The sequence below is a fragment of the Streptomyces sp. LBL genome (assembly GCF_029893585.1).
Classification (GTDB): domain Bacteria; phylum Actinomycetota; class Actinomycetes; order Streptomycetales; family Streptomycetaceae; genus Streptomyces.
Genome location: NZ_JARXYX010000028.1, coordinates 45,470 through 58,693 on the forward strand (window position 1 = coordinate 45,470; position 13,224 = coordinate 58,693).

The window sequence follows — 13,224 nt, forward strand, 5'->3', positions numbered from 1 at the left end:
ACCGTGGGGACGTCAGCGATGGTTATGTTCTTGTTCCTGGTCATCGCGCTGGCCGTGGTGGTCGGCGCGGTGACGCTCGCCGTCGTCGGCGGCGGCGAGGGCGACGGCCCGCTGCCGGAGGCCGGCCCCGAGCGGCTGCAGGACTTCCTGCCCCCGGACCGCCCGGTCAACCGGGCGGACATCGAGAGCCTGCGCTTCCCCCTGGCCGCCCGCGGCTACCGCATGGCGGACGTCGACGACGCGCTCGGCCGCCTCGGCGCCGAACTCGCCGAGCGGGAGGCCCGTATCGCCGACCTGGAGTCCGCCCTGGCCGGCGCCCGGGCCGCCGCGACCCACATGTCCATGGACAAGCCCGCCCGGCAGGAGGGCCAGCCGTGAGTGACGGCGCCACCCTCGCCGGTCCGGACGGCGCGCCGCGCTGCCCCTGGGCCCTGTCCACCGAGGACTACGTGACGTACCACGACGAGGAGTGGGGCCGGCCGATCCACGGCGACGACGCGTTCTTCGAACGCCTGAGCCTGGAGGCCTTCCAGTCCGGCCTGTCCTGGATCACGATCCTGCGCCGCCGCGAGGGCTTCCGCGCGGCCTTCGCCGGCTTCCAGATCGCCAAGGTCGCCACCTTCACGGACACCGACAAGGACCGCCTCCTCGCCGACGCCGGCATCATCCGCAACCGAGCCAAGATCGACGCAACCCTCGACAACGCCCGTGTGCTGGCCGACTGGACCCCGGGCGAGCTCGACGACCTCATCTGGTCCCACGCCCCCGACCCGACCGGCCGTCCGGTTCCGAAGACCCTCTCGGACGTCCCGGCGGTCACCCCTGAATCGACGGCGCTGTCCAAGGCCCTGAAGAAACGGGGCATCCGCTTCGTAGGCCCGACGACGGCGTACGCGTTGATGCAGGCGTGCGGGCTGGTGAACGACCACCTGGACACCTGCGTGGCCAGGAGCGCCCCTTAGGGGCGCGGAACGGCGTTCCTGGGCAGCTCCGCCGCGTGGGCGCGACGGCCAACCACGCACCCGTGCCCCGCTCCACGCGTCCCGCACCCCGCACCCGCACCCCGCACCCGCACCACGCACCCGCACCACGCACCCGCACCGCGCCCTGCGGCGGCGCTCAGGGCCCCCGAACTCACCGCCCCAGATACTTGGGCTGCTCCTTGTTCACAAACGCCTGCACCGCGATCGCGTGGTCCGCCGACGACCCCGCCCGCGTCTGGAGCTCGTCCTCCTTCTCCAACGTCTCCGCCAGCGAGTGGGACAGCCCGAACGCCAGCGCCTCCTTGATCGCCCCGTACGCCACCGTCGGCCCGGCGGCCAGCATCCGGGCCGCCTTCTCGGCCTCGCCGCGCAGTGATTCCGTCGGCACCAGACGGTTCGCGATACCGAGCTCGTACGCCTCCTGCGCCTTGATGCTCCGCGGGAAGAGCAGCAGGTCGGCGGCGCGTCCGGGGCCGACGACCCGAGGCAGGGTCCACGAGACGCCCGAGTCGGCGGTCAGCGCCACGCCCGCGAACGACGTGTTGAAGGCGGCCGTGTCCGCCACCACCCGGTAGTCCGCGGCCAGCGCGAATCCGAACCCGGCGCCGGCCGCGACCCCGTTCACCCCGGCCACCACCGGTTTGGGCATCTCCGTCAGTGCCCGCACGATCGGGTTGAAGTGCTCCTGGACCGTGCTCATGGTGACCCCGGTGCCCGCCTCCCGGTCGGCCGCCAGCAGCCCGATGTGCTCCTTGAGGTCCTGGCCCACGCAGAACGCCCGGTCACCGGCGGCGGTCAGCAGCACCGCCCGTACGGTGTCGTCGTCCGCCGCGGACCGCACCGCGTCCCGGAGGGCGACCTTGGTCGCGATGTTCAGCGCGTTCATCGCCTCGGGGCGGTTGAGCGTGATCGTCGCGAGTCCGTCGCTCACCTCGTACAGCACGGTGCCGGCCATGGCGTGTCCCCTCCGGTGTCGCGGTACGGGCGTACCCGTCGGTACGTCCTTGTGTCCGAAGGACAGCATGGCGGAGATCATTGCCCGCGAACCCGTGCGGACGTGTGACCTGTGTCAAAGAATCCCGGACGGCGTCAGGTCGGCGGACCTTCGTGCGGCGGCGCAGTATCGCAGTCACATCGCCGAATTGAGTGGTTTTGCTCGCGCGCGTTGCCCAAGCGATGCCGACTGATGTTGGTCATCGGGTCCTGAGATGCGGGATAATGGCTTGCAAGCAATGTGTTCGATGCCGGTGGCGCGTGTCCCACTCCAGGAATGCGCGTGCCCTCCAGGGCTGTCGGCTTTGGCGATGAGCTGGTTTCAGGAAGGGGAACGAGCATGGCGGCCATGAAGCCGCGGACGGGCGATGGCCCGCTCGAGGTGACAAAGGAGGGGCGGGGCATTGTCATGCGCGTTCCGCTCGAAGGCGGCGGTCGGCTCGTCGTCGAGCTGACCCCTGACGAGGCCGACGCGCTCGGTGACGCCCTCAAGAAGGTCGTCGGCTGACGCGGAAGCGACCATACCCTTTCGGCTGCCCCGGCATCGCATACGGTGCCGGGGCAGCTTTTTCACGAGCTGATCGCCTCGGGACACGCCGAAAGGGTCACGGTTTGGCCGCGCTCGTCATGCCCCCTCGCTCCCGCCCGGCGGCGCTTATACCGGGGGTGCTACTGCCGGGCGGTGGTCGTGCCGAAGAGCGGTCGTACCGAAGGGCGGTCGTGCCGGGGGTGCTCACGCCGGGCAGTGGTCGCGCTGGGGGCTCATACCGGGCAGTGGTCGCGCTGGGCGGCGTTCATGCCGGGCCGCGGTTGTACCGAGTGGTGCTTGTGCCGGGCCGCGCTCCTGCCGCGGGTCGGGGTCGTGCAGGGCGGCGCTTATGCCCGGGTCGGTCGGGGTCGTGCAGGGCGGCGCTTATGCCGGGCCGTGGTCCTGCCAAGCCGCGCTCATCGTTTGACGGCGCACAGCAGCCCGTCGCCGAGCGGCAGCAGGGACGGCACCAGGTCCTGACTCTCGCGCACCGCGCGTAGCAGCTCCCGCAGCCGCAGGACCTCCGTGGGCTGCGGGCCCGAGTCCACGGTGCGGCCGTTCGCGAAGACCCCCTCGAAGGCGACGAGGCCCCCCGGACGGAGGAGACGCAACGATTCGTCGAGATAGTCCAGGAACTCCTGGCGGTCGCCGTCACAGAAGACGAGGTCGTAGCCGGCGTCCGCGAGCCGGGGCAGCACGTCCAGCGCGCGGCCGGGGATGAAGCGGGCCCGGTTGCTGGCGAAGCCGCAGGCGCGGAAGGCCTGGCGGGCGAACTGCTGGTGCTCCGGCTCGGGGTCGACCGTGGTCAGCACACCGTCCGGGCGCATGCCGTGCAACAGATGGATCCCGGACACGCCGGTACCGGTGCCGATCTCGGCGACCGCCTTGGCGTCCACGGTGGCGGCGAGCAACCGCAACGCCGCACCCGTGCCGGGCGACACCGAGCGCAGCCCCGCCTCGCGGGCCCGGTCACGGGCCCAGTGCAGGGTTTCGTCCTCGGCGACATAGGCGTCGGCGAACGCCCAGCTCGTCTGCCGGTTGCCGGTAATGACCCTCTCCTGTCCCCATGGTTGCCTGGGCGTGACTGTATCCGTTGGCGTCGGGAACCCGCAGATGGGACCGGACGTTTAGAGGGGTGGGAGACAGGGCGGAGGGACACGGTTGGATCACGATGACGAGCGAGAGCTCAAGCAAGTGCTGACGCAGCCGTATGAGCCGTGTCAGCCCAGATCAAATTCTCGTAAAACCGCTTATCCGGAGCTAACGGGCGAGGTGGCTATGGTAGGGGCTCCACTGGACACCACCAGAGCCGACAGGGGAGGTGCGGCCGCACCTGGGGATCGGGGAGGAGCGCTGAGGCGCCTTCTCGGATCGGCGGGCAGGCCGAAATCCGTGAACGACACCGCTGCTGACCACAGCCACGCCGCTGTATACGACCGGACCGCGAGCTTCTCCACCGACGCGGACGGGCAGGCGTGGACTCCGCCCACCTGGGAGGAGATCGTCAGCACGCACAGCGGCCGGGTCTACCGGCTCGCCTACCGGCTGACGGGCAACCAGCACGACGCCGAGGACCTCACGCAGGAGGTCTTCGTCCGCGTCTTCCGCTCCTTGTCGACCTACACGCCGGGCACCTTCGAGGGCTGGCTGCACCGCATCACCACCAACCTCTTCCTGGACATGGTCCGCCGCAAGCAGCGCATCCGTTTCGACGCCCTCGGCGAGGACGCGGCCGAGCGCCTGCCCAGCCGCGAGCCATCGCCCCAGCAGGTCTTCAACGACGCGCACTTCGACGCGGACGTCCAGCAGGCCCTCGACACCCTCGCCCCGGAGTTCCGCGCCGCGGTCGTCCTGTGCGACATCGAAGGCCTGTCGTACGAGGAGATCGCCGCGACCCTGGGCGTCAAGCTCGGCACGGTCCGCTCCCGGATCCACCGCGGCCGCTCGCAGCTGCGCAAGGCCCTCGCGCACCGCTCGCCCGAGGCCCGGGCCGAGCGCCGGTCCTTCATGGCCCGTGTGCCCGCGCTGGGGGGAGGGGGCGCGACCGCGTGAGTGGATCACGGCCTACCCCGTCCGAACAGCACCTGGGAGACCGACTCGCCGCTCTTGTGGACGGTGAGCTCGGTCATGAGTCGCGCGACCGAGTCCTCGCGCACCTGGCCACCTGCGCCAAGTGCAAGGCAGAGGCAGACGCACAGCGCCGACTGAAGAACGTCTTCGCGGAGGCCGCCCCGCCCCCGCCCTCCGAGAGCTTCCTCGCCCGCCTCCAGGGACTGTCGGCGGAGGGCGAACCGGTGGACGACGACGATGCGCCCTTCGGCGGATCCGGGTTCACCGGAGGACTGCCCGGCCGGCCCGGGCCCACCGGGGTCTTCGGCCTGAAGCGCGGCGAGCGGTTCGAGTTCGGCTACGTGCCGGCTCACCGGCACGGCCCCGTGCTGCCGCCCTCCTCGGCGAACCGCGGGTTCCGTATCCATGACGTCAGCCGTCACGAGGCCGAGCGGCCGGGCTCACGCGGGCTGCGGTTCGCGTTCGCCGCAGCCGGGGCGGTCTCCCTGGCCGCGATCGCGCTCGGTGGCGTCACCACGGTGACAGCGGGTGACACGGCCGCGGAGGCCCGCGGCGGTATGGGCACGGGCAGCAATGTGACCCCGGCCCGCACCCAGGGCCAGGGTGCCACCACGGCGCCTGAGAGTCAGCGGCGCCGCGGGACCGGCCCGCTCCTCGCACAGGGCCAGGGACAGGGGGCGCTCGGTAACACCTCGGTCGCCCCGACCACGGTGTCCGCACCGCTGCTGCCCGGAGTGCCGACGCAGGCCGCGGCCGGACACGAGACGGTCGCGCACGCGCTGGCCGCGCCCGTGATGGCCGGCGCCGCGGCGATGTCCCCGTTGATACGTCCGCTCAGTGCCACCGCGCCGCTCGCCCTGACCGCGTGGTCCACCACCCCGGACCCCTCACCCGGTCTGTTCGCCGCGCCCGTCCCGGACCCGACCTCCGCACCCTCCAGCACCCCCCACTGACCTGTCTCTGCGCGGTGGACGGCGAACCTGGTTGAATCCAGGGGAGTCGATGAACTTCGGCCACCGCCGACGAGCGGTGCGGGGGAGCCGGGGCCGGTCCTGGCATCAGGTCGCGGGGAGCTGCGCCACCCTCCGGGGACGAGCCGGTTCCTGTCTCCGCGGCCTGATCTGCTGGACGGTCCCGGAGGCCGTGACTGTGGGGGAGAGCATGAACGAGGGGAAGCTCACGAAGGCGACCGAACCTGTCTCGGCGCCGGAGGAGGGCACCGAGGCGGCCGAGGTTGCCGAGGCTCCCGAGGACACCGGGGAGTCGGAGGAGCCGGGGAACGGGTCGGCCGGGCCGGAACCGACGCCGAGCCGGGTGGCCTACGGGACGTCGACCGATGCCGGGCCAGGTGTCCGCGCCGACGATTCCCACGGCGAATTCGAGCTGACGGCACCCCGCACCTTGGCGGCGCCGGAGGGCGACTACGAACTCCTGGCAGCCGCCGCGGCCTCCGCCGATCCCTGGCAGAACTACGACCCCTGGGCCCCCGTCACCGCCCCGCTCCAGCAGACCGGAGCCGCCGTGTCCAGCAAGGAGCAGCGGCGCAAGAAGGTCCGGAAGGTGCTCGTCGGGGCGGCTGTGCTGCTCGCTCTGGTGTCGGGGGGTGTGGGAGGCGTCGTAGGGGCGTATCTGGAGCGCAACGGGGGGATCGGGGGGATCGGGGAGGTGGAGCTGCCGCAGGCCGGCGTCGAGCCTGCCGGGCGGGCCCTGGACAGTGTGGCCGGGATCGCCGCGCGGGCCCTGCCCAGCGTGGTGACGTTGCATGTGGCCGGGTCCGAGGATCAGAGCACCGGGACCGGATTCGTGCTCGACGACAGCGGCCACATTCTCACCAACGACCATGTGGTGGAGCCCGCAGGGCTCGACGGCGAGATATCGGTGACCTTCAACAGCGGCGACACCGCCAAGGCCACCGTCGTCGGCCGGGACAGCGGTTACGACCTCGCCGTCGTCAAGGTCAAGCACGTCAGGGGTCTCGAGCCGCTGCCCCTCGGCAACTCCGACAACGTCCAGGTCGGCGACCCGGTCGTCGCCATCGGCGCCCCCTTCGGCCTGGAGGGCACCGTGACCTCCGGCATCATCAGCGCCAAGGAACGGCCCATCACCGCCGGAAGCGGAAGCGGCGGCGCGAGCGACGTGTCGTACGTCGACGCCCTGCAGACCGACGCCCCGATAAACCCCGGCAACTCCGGCGGGCCTCTCCTCGACACCCGGGCCCGGGTCATCGGCATCAACTCCGCCATCCGCTCCGCCGACAGCGGCAGCGACTCCGCGCCGGACGGCGGCCAGGCCGGTTCCATCGGCCTCGGTTTCGCCATACCGGTCAACCAGGGCAAGCGGGTCGCCGAGGAGCTGATCAACGCCGGACGGGCCACCCACCCGGTGATCGGCGTCACCCTCGACATGAACTACTCCGGCGACGGCGCCCGCGTCGACGCCAGGAGCGGCGACGGCGGTCCCGCGGTCACCGTCGGCGGCCCCGGTGACCGGGCCGGTATCAAGGCCGGCGACGTCATCACCGAGGTCGACAGCCGACGCGTCCACTCCGGCGAGGAGCTCATCGTCAAGACCCGCGCCCATCGCCCCGGCGACCGCCTGGAACTCACCCTGGAGCGCGCAGGCCAGGAGCGGACCGTCTCGCTGGTCCTCGGATCCTCCGGCGGCTGACGGAAACTCACCGATGGACCGCCCAACCCCGTCCCCCAGGACGGAGAACCCGCAAAACAGCCCATCCGGCCGCAGTCGGAAGCCCCGGACAGTACCGGTCGTACGGGATCGCCGGGTACCGTGGACCCGGCCCGGACCACGGAAGACCCGCACCGACCACCGAGGGCCGAGGGTCGAGGACCGAGGACATCTCAAGGAGCTTCAGGTGTTCAATGACATAGGACCGCTCGAGCTCGTGACGCTCGTTGTCCTCGCCGTGCTCGTCTTCGGTCCGGACAAGCTCCCGAAGGTCATCCAGGACGTCACACGCACGATCCGCAAGATCCGTGAGTTCTCGGAGAGCGCCAAGGAGGACATCCGGCAGGAACTGGGCCCGGAGTTCAAGGACTTCGAGTTCGAGGACCTCAACCCCAAGACGTTCATCCGCAAGCAGTTGGACAACGACGATCTGGGGCTGAAGGAGATCCGCAACGGCTTCGACCTGAAGAAGGAGATGGCCGAGGTCACGGACGCCGTCCACAGCCGCGAGCCGGAGTCCTCCGCGTCCGGGTCCTCGTCCTCGTCCGGGACCTCCGGCAGCACCGTCGACATGACGAAGAAGCCGGAGAAGCCGGACGACGACCGCCCGCCGTTCGACGCGGACGCCACCTGAGCCGGAGGACGCCACCTGAGCCGGAGCGACCCGGGCCGAGCCACCTGGGCCACCCAGGCGCCGGACGCGCCCGAGCCGTAGCGCGCGGTAGGCATGTACTGCCTGGCTTACGTGACGCGTTTCATACTCCGGCTTGGTCCGTCCAGCGCCGTTCTGCCGCTGTACGGCCCGAACGCGCCCTGAGAACGCCCCACGCGCCGGGCACTTTCCCGGCTGCCCCGAGCGGTGTGGCTATGCTGCCGAGTTGTTGTACGGGCCGTACGCGAACCAGCAACGCCGCCCGAAGGGGGGCGGGCCGTTCGGTCCGACGAGAACGAGGAGGCGTCCGGGCACATGGAGACGACGAGTCGCGCAGGCGCGCAGGCGCCGGCTGCGGAAGGCGGACCACAGGCCCCCTCCGCCCGGCGTACGGTCGACGGTTACCTGCTGGCGCCCTTCCCGTGGTACGGCCTCGACGAGGCCTTCACGGGACCGCGCTGGCTGATGCAGGTCGGGACGGCGGCCGACGGGGCCGTCGAGCACGGTTCGATCGGGCACGGTGACGAGCCCTCCGTACGGAACGAGGCGTCGGAGGACAAGGAGAAGTTCGCGGTGGTGGTGACCCTCGCGGCGAATCCCGTGCGGCGCAGTGCGGACGGGACGGGGCTGCTGGAGGCCACGTCGGTGTCCTCGGCGGCCTGGCTCGCGGGGGTGGGACTCCTGTCCTTCACCTGGCCCGGGCACATGGACCACACGCTGCGGGACGACTGGCTGGAGCAGCAGACGGAGACGGCGTGGGCCCTGGCCGACGACCTGGACGCTTCCGACTGGTCGACGCTGTCCCTGCCCGTGGACGGCGTGCCGACGCCCTTCCACTACCGGGAGTCCGAGTTCGGCTGGGTGCTCGCCGGGTCGACCCACGATGGTGTGCACCTGGGGGCGTACGGGAGAGGTATGAGCGCGTACGGACTCGGGTTCGCCGTGGTCAAGGACATCTCGGCCTACGCCTAGCCAGCCGGTTCCACGACGATGGGGGCGCCGTCTGAGACGGCGCCCCCATCGTCGTAGGAAGATCCGGAACTGATCGGGAGCTGATCCGGAACTGGCCAGGACCTGATCTGAAATTGACCTAAAACCGACCTAAAACCGACCTGGAACCGACCTTAGAACTTGTTCCTCGGCGTGATCCCCAAGGACAGTCCCGAAAGGCCCCGCTGCCGTCCTCCCAGCTTCCCCGCGATCGCCCGCAGCGCCGAGCCCGCCGGGGAGTCGGGGTCCGTCAGGACGACCGGCTTGCCCTCGTCGCCGCCCTCGCGCAGGCGGACGTCGATGGGGATGCTGCCGAGGACGGGGACGCCGGCGCCGGTCGTCCTCGTCAGACCGTCGGCCACCGACTGGCCGCCGCCCGTGCCGAAGACGTCGACCATCTCGCCGCAGTGCGGGCAGGGCAGGCCCGCCATGTTCTCCACGACGCCCACGATCTTCTGGTGCGTCTGGACGGCGATGGAGCCGGCGCGCTCGGCCACCTCGGCCGCCGCCTGCTGGGGCGTGGTGACCACCAGGATCTCCGCGTTCGGGACCAGTTGGGCCACCGAGATGGCGATGTCGCCCGTGCCCGGCGGGAGGTCGAGCAGGAGCACGTCCAGGTCGCCCCAGTACACGTCCGCCAGGAACTGCTGCAGGGCTCGGTGGAGCATCGGGCCGCGCCACACGACCGGGGCGTTGCCGGGGGTGAACATGCCGATCGAGATGACCTTCACGCCGTGCGCGGACGGCGGCATGATCATGTTCTCGACCTGGGTCGGACGGCCGTCCGCGCCGAGCATGCGGGGCACGCTGTGGCCGTAGATGTCGGCGTCGACGACACCGACCTTCAGACCGTCGGCCGCCATCGCCGCCGCCAGGTTCACCGTCACCGACGACTTGCCGACGCCACCCTTGCCGGAGGCGACCGCGTACACACGGGTCAGCGAGCCCGGCTTGGCGAAGGGGACCTCGCGCTCGGTCTGGCCGCCGCGCAGCGCCGTCGCCAGTTCCTTGCGCTGCTCGTCGCTCATCACGTCCAGCGTGACGTCGACGTGGGTGACACCCTCGACCGCCAGGACCGCGTCCGTCACCCGCTGTGTGATCGTCTCGCGCATGGGGCAGCCGGAGACCGTCAGGTACACGGTGACCGCGACCGCTCCGTCCGCGCCGATGTCCACCGATTTGACCATCCCGAGCTCGGTGATGGGGCGGTTGATCTCGGGGTCGTTCACCGTCGCCAGTGCTTCACGCACCGCGTCTTCCGTAGCCATAACCACGATGGTACGGCGCCGCACACGGGCCCCGGAAAACCCGTCACCGGTCGTCCGCGTCACGTCCCCGAGGCGGTTCCGCCGGAACTGCGTGGAATGCGCTGTGCTGGTGGTGGCCGTCGCGCCGCGCCTCCACCTCCTTCACCATGTCCTGCAGCTCGGAGCGGATCCAGTCCCGGGTCGCGACCTCGCCCAGGCCGATGCGCAGGGCGGCGATCTCCCGGGTCAGGTACTCGGTGTCCGCGATGGACCGTTCGTTCTGTTTGCGGTCCTGTTCGAGGTTGACCCGGTCGCGGTCGTCCTGCCGGTTCTGCGCGAGCAGGATCAGTGGGGCCGCGTAGGAGGCCTGGAGGGACAGCATCAGCGTCAGGAAGATGAACGGGTAGTGGTCGAAGCGCAGGTCCTGGGGAGCGAAGATGTTCCACAGCACCCACACGATGATGACGACCGTCATCCAGACGATGAACCGCCCGGTGCCCAGGAACCGCGCGATGCGCTCCGAGAGCCGTGCGAAGGCCTCGGGGTCCCACTCGGGCAGTATCCGGCGCCTGGGCGGCCGCGGCTGGTCCAGACGGAGCGTACGGGGGCGGGTGGTGGCGGTGGCGCCCGTCGGCGTGCGCTCGCGGGCGCCGCTCTCGCGCTCAGGCGTCACGGGAAGTCACCTCCTCGTCCTCGTCGAGGTGGAACTCGGTCTCCCGCCAGTCGTCGGGCAGCATGTGGTCGAGTACGTCGTCCACGGTCACCGCACCCAGCAGCGCCCCCGCCTCGTCCACCACGGGCGCCGCGACCATGTCGTACGTCGCGAAGAACCCGGCGACCAGGGGCAGCGCCGCGCCAGGGGCGAGGGGTTGCAGGTCGTCGTCGATGATCGAGCTGACCAGGGTGTACGGGGGGTCGCGCAGCAGCCGCTGGAAGTGGACCGTGCCCAGGTACTTGCCGGTCGGCGTCTCGTCGGGCGGTCGGCAGACGTAGACCTGCGCGGCCAGCGAGGGGGAGAGGTCGGCGTTGCGGATGCGGGCGAGCGCCTCGGCGACGGTCGCGTCGGGCCGCAGCACGATCGGCTCGGTGGTCATCAGACCGCCGGCCGTGTGCTCCTCGTACGACATCAGACGCCGCATGTCGGCCGCGTCGGCGGGCTTCATCAGGCTCAGCAGCCGCTCCTGGTCGTCCGTGGGCAGCTCGGCCAGCAGGTCGGCCGCGTCGTCCGGGTCCATGGCCTCCAGGACGTCGGCGGCACGTTCCTCCTGAAGCTTGCCGAGGATCTCGATCTGGTCGTCTTCGGGCAGTTCCTCGAGTACGTCGGCGAGGCGGTCGTCGTCGAGGGCGGCGGCGACCTCCGCGCGGCGCTTGGCGGAGAGATGGTGCAGCACGTTGGCGAGGTCCGCGGCGCGCAACTGCTCGAAGGTGGCCAGCAGGCTCTCGGCACCCTGCCCGTGCTCCTCCAGGGAGAAGCCGGTGACGGCGCTCCACTCGACGGTCAGGGTCTCGCCCCCCCGTCGCCCGCCACCAGCCGTCCAGGGAAGCGACACGCGCCCTGTCTCCTTGTTGCGCCGGAACGCGCCGCCCTTGGCGCCCTTACGCACGAACACCCGGTCGATCTCCCAGTCCCGGCGGGCCGGCAGTTGCTGCACCGACACGTCCAGGACCGTGATGTCCTCACCGGTCTCGACGAGAGTGACGCGCCGGTCGAGGAGTTCCCCGAAGACGAGCCGCTCGGTGGGCCGTTGCTCGAAGCGGCGGACGTTGACCACGCCGGTGGTGATGACCTGGCCGGACTCGATGCCGGTGATCCGGGTGATGGGCAGGAAGATGCGGCGGCGGGTGGCGAGTTCGACGACCAGCCCGAGCAGCCGGGGCGGCCGTCGTGCGACGCGCAGCATGACGACCAGGTCGCGCAGACGGCCGACCTGGTCACCGGTCGGGTCGAAGACGGCGACGCCGGCGAGGTGCGAGACGAAGATCCGGGGGGCGCCCGCTGCCATGGCTGTGGTTCCTTTTCGTGCGGGGTTCGTGCTGTTTTGTGTCCTGGGTCGCCGGGTGGGTCTCATTTCCGAATTGCCTGCTGGGGTGGGCTTCAGGCTAGCCCGTCCCGATCGGACAGGCCCTGGTGAGCAGTCCGGACGGTCTGGCTCTGACGCGGCGCGGGGGCCCCGGTACGCTGCCGTACGCCGCTGAAGGACCCTTGTCAGAAAGGCAGCCCCACCTGTGACTGCGATTCCCCGGCGCCGTACCCCCAGGGCCGCACTGGTGGGCGCGATGTGCGCCCTGGCCGCGACGGGGACGGTCCTGACGGGATGTGGCGGAGAGGATCCGGACGAGGGCACCAACGGGGTCGGCAAGCTGCCGGCCGCCCAGATCCAGTCCCGGACCCGCAGCGCCGCCGAGTCCGCCCCGGCGGTGCGGCTCTCCGGGAACGTGGTCGCCGGGGGCCGTACGTACAAGCTCGACATGCGGCTGAAGTCCGACGGGGCCTCCGGGTCGGTCACCGCGGAGGGGGCGACCTTCCAACTGCTGAGGGTCGGTGAAGCGCTCTTCCTGAAGGCCGACGGGGACTTCTGGACCCACGCGGACGGCAAGGGCGGCCACAGCGACGGTGACAGCGACACCGGCACCGCCGCGGCCGGCAAGCTCGGCGGCAAGTACGTGAAGGTGCCGCAGGGCGATCCCTCGTACAAGAAGTTCAGCGGTTTCACGGACATGGACGTACTCCTCGACGGTCTGCTGACCCTGCACGGCACGCTGGAAACGGACGGCCGCCGCGAGCAGACAGGCGTCCGCACCATCCGCATCACCGGCGACGACGGCTCCGGCGGCACCCTGGACGTCTCCCTGGAGGGCAGGCCGTATCCGCTCCGCCTGGTGCGGGCCGGAGGCGCGGGCACCCTGAGCTTCTCGGCCTGGGGCACGAACTTCACCCTGGCCGAACCGGAGAAGGACGAAACGGTGGACTACGGCAAGCAACTGCCGACGTCCTAGCGTGATCGTGGACGCGTGATCGTGGACGCGTGGCCTTGGATGCGGGGCCTTGCATGCGGGGCCAAGCTTGATCGTTAC

General features: G+C 70.9%; 14 protein-coding genes. 9 read left to right on the forward strand and 5 right to left on the reverse strand.

Annotated elements, in window-relative coordinates:
- The first annotated feature begins 18 nt into the window (after window positions 1-18).
- Both M2271_RS29650 and M2271_RS29655 read left to right on the forward strand, forming a co-directional pair.
- Window positions 19-378: a DivIVA domain-containing protein gene (locus tag M2271_RS29650; protein WP_280890447.1), complete on the forward strand. Its 360-nt coding sequence runs from the start codon at window positions 19-21 to the stop codon at window positions 376-378.
- A complete protein-coding gene (locus tag M2271_RS29655) occupies window positions 375-962 on the forward strand; it encodes a DNA-3-methyladenine glycosylase I (RefSeq protein WP_280890448.1) in 588 nt (195 codons plus the stop codon). The genes M2271_RS29650 and M2271_RS29655 overlap by 4 nt, the downstream gene beginning before the upstream one ends.
- Window positions 963-1,134: 172 nt before the next feature.
- Here the strand turns inward: M2271_RS29655 and M2271_RS29660 are convergent, their stop codons facing one another.
- Window positions 1,135-1,938 carry an enoyl-CoA hydratase-related protein gene (locus M2271_RS29660; protein ID WP_280890449.1) on the reverse strand — a complete coding sequence of 268 codons (804 nt, stop codon included), beginning with the start codon at window positions 1,936-1,938 and terminating at the stop codon, window positions 1,135-1,137.
- Between the two features lie 378 nt (window positions 1,939-2,316).
- Here M2271_RS29660 and M2271_RS29665 point away from each other — a divergent pair, with 378 nt between their 5' ends.
- A complete protein-coding gene (locus M2271_RS29665) occupies window positions 2,317-2,484 on the forward strand; it encodes a DUF3117 domain-containing protein (protein WP_003966491.1) in 168 nt (55 codons plus the stop codon).
- Window positions 2,485-2,921: 437 nt separating this feature from the next.
- Here M2271_RS29665 and M2271_RS29670 read toward each other — a convergent pair whose 3' ends face one another.
- Window positions 2,922-3,620, reverse strand: a complete 699-nt coding sequence (locus M2271_RS29670; protein ID WP_280890530.1) for an O-methyltransferase — start codon at window positions 3,618-3,620, stop codon at window positions 2,922-2,924.
- Window positions 3,621-3,783: 163 nt separating this feature from the next.
- Here M2271_RS29670 and sigE point away from each other — a divergent pair, with 163 nt between their 5' ends.
- The 5 genes from sigE (at window position 3,784) to M2271_RS29695 (ending at window position 8,884) form a co-directional block, all read left to right on the forward strand.
- Window positions 3,784-4,557, forward strand: coding sequence for an RNA polymerase sigma factor SigE (gene sigE, locus M2271_RS29675; RefSeq protein WP_280890450.1), 774 nt, complete (start codon window positions 3,784-3,786; stop codon window positions 4,555-4,557).
- Window positions 4,554-5,528, forward strand: coding sequence for a zf-HC2 domain-containing protein (locus M2271_RS29680; protein ID WP_280890451.1), 975 nt, complete (start codon window positions 4,554-4,556; stop codon window positions 5,526-5,528). Before sigE ends, M2271_RS29680 begins: the two co-directional genes overlap by 4 nt.
- A 208-nt stretch (window positions 5,529-5,736) precedes the next feature.
- A complete protein-coding gene (locus M2271_RS29685; RefSeq protein ID WP_280890452.1) occupies window positions 5,737-7,242 on the forward strand; it encodes a trypsin-like peptidase domain-containing protein in 1,506 nt (501 codons plus the stop codon).
- Between the two features lie 205 nt (window positions 7,243-7,447).
- Window positions 7,448-7,894, forward strand: a complete 447-nt coding sequence (locus tag M2271_RS29690; protein ID WP_280890453.1) for a sec-independent translocase — start codon at window positions 7,448-7,450, stop codon at window positions 7,892-7,894.
- A gap of 333 nt (window positions 7,895-8,227) precedes the next feature.
- Window positions 8,228-8,884, forward strand: coding sequence for a hypothetical protein (locus M2271_RS29695; RefSeq protein ID WP_280890454.1), 657 nt, complete (start codon window positions 8,228-8,230; stop codon window positions 8,882-8,884).
- 152 nt (window positions 8,885-9,036) lie between these two features.
- Here M2271_RS29695 and M2271_RS29700 read toward each other — a convergent pair whose 3' ends face one another.
- The 3 genes from M2271_RS29700 to M2271_RS29710 are packed head-to-tail and all read right to left on the reverse strand — an operon-like array spanning window position 9,037 to window position 12,152.
- Window positions 9,037-10,170: an Mrp/NBP35 family ATP-binding protein gene (locus M2271_RS29700; protein ID WP_280890455.1), complete on the reverse strand. Its 1,134-nt coding sequence runs from the start codon at window positions 10,168-10,170 to the stop codon at window positions 9,037-9,039.
- A 43-nt stretch (window positions 10,171-10,213) separates the two neighbouring features.
- Window positions 10,214-10,822, reverse strand: a complete 609-nt coding sequence (locus tag M2271_RS29705; RefSeq protein ID WP_280890456.1) for a DUF1003 domain-containing protein — start codon at window positions 10,820-10,822, stop codon at window positions 10,214-10,216.
- On the reverse strand, window positions 10,812-12,152 hold the full coding sequence (locus M2271_RS29710) for a CBS domain-containing protein (protein ID WP_280890457.1): 1,341 nt from the start codon (window positions 12,150-12,152) through the stop codon (window positions 10,812-10,814). Before M2271_RS29710 ends, M2271_RS29705 begins: the two co-directional genes overlap by 11 nt.
- Before the next feature lie 223 nt (window positions 12,153-12,375).
- Between M2271_RS29710 and M2271_RS29715 the strand changes: the two genes are divergently transcribed.
- Window positions 12,376-13,146 carry a hypothetical protein gene (locus M2271_RS29715; protein WP_280890458.1) on the forward strand — a complete coding sequence of 257 codons (771 nt, stop codon included), beginning with the start codon at window positions 12,376-12,378 and terminating at the stop codon, window positions 13,144-13,146.
- Window positions 13,147-13,224: the final 78 nt, after the last annotated feature.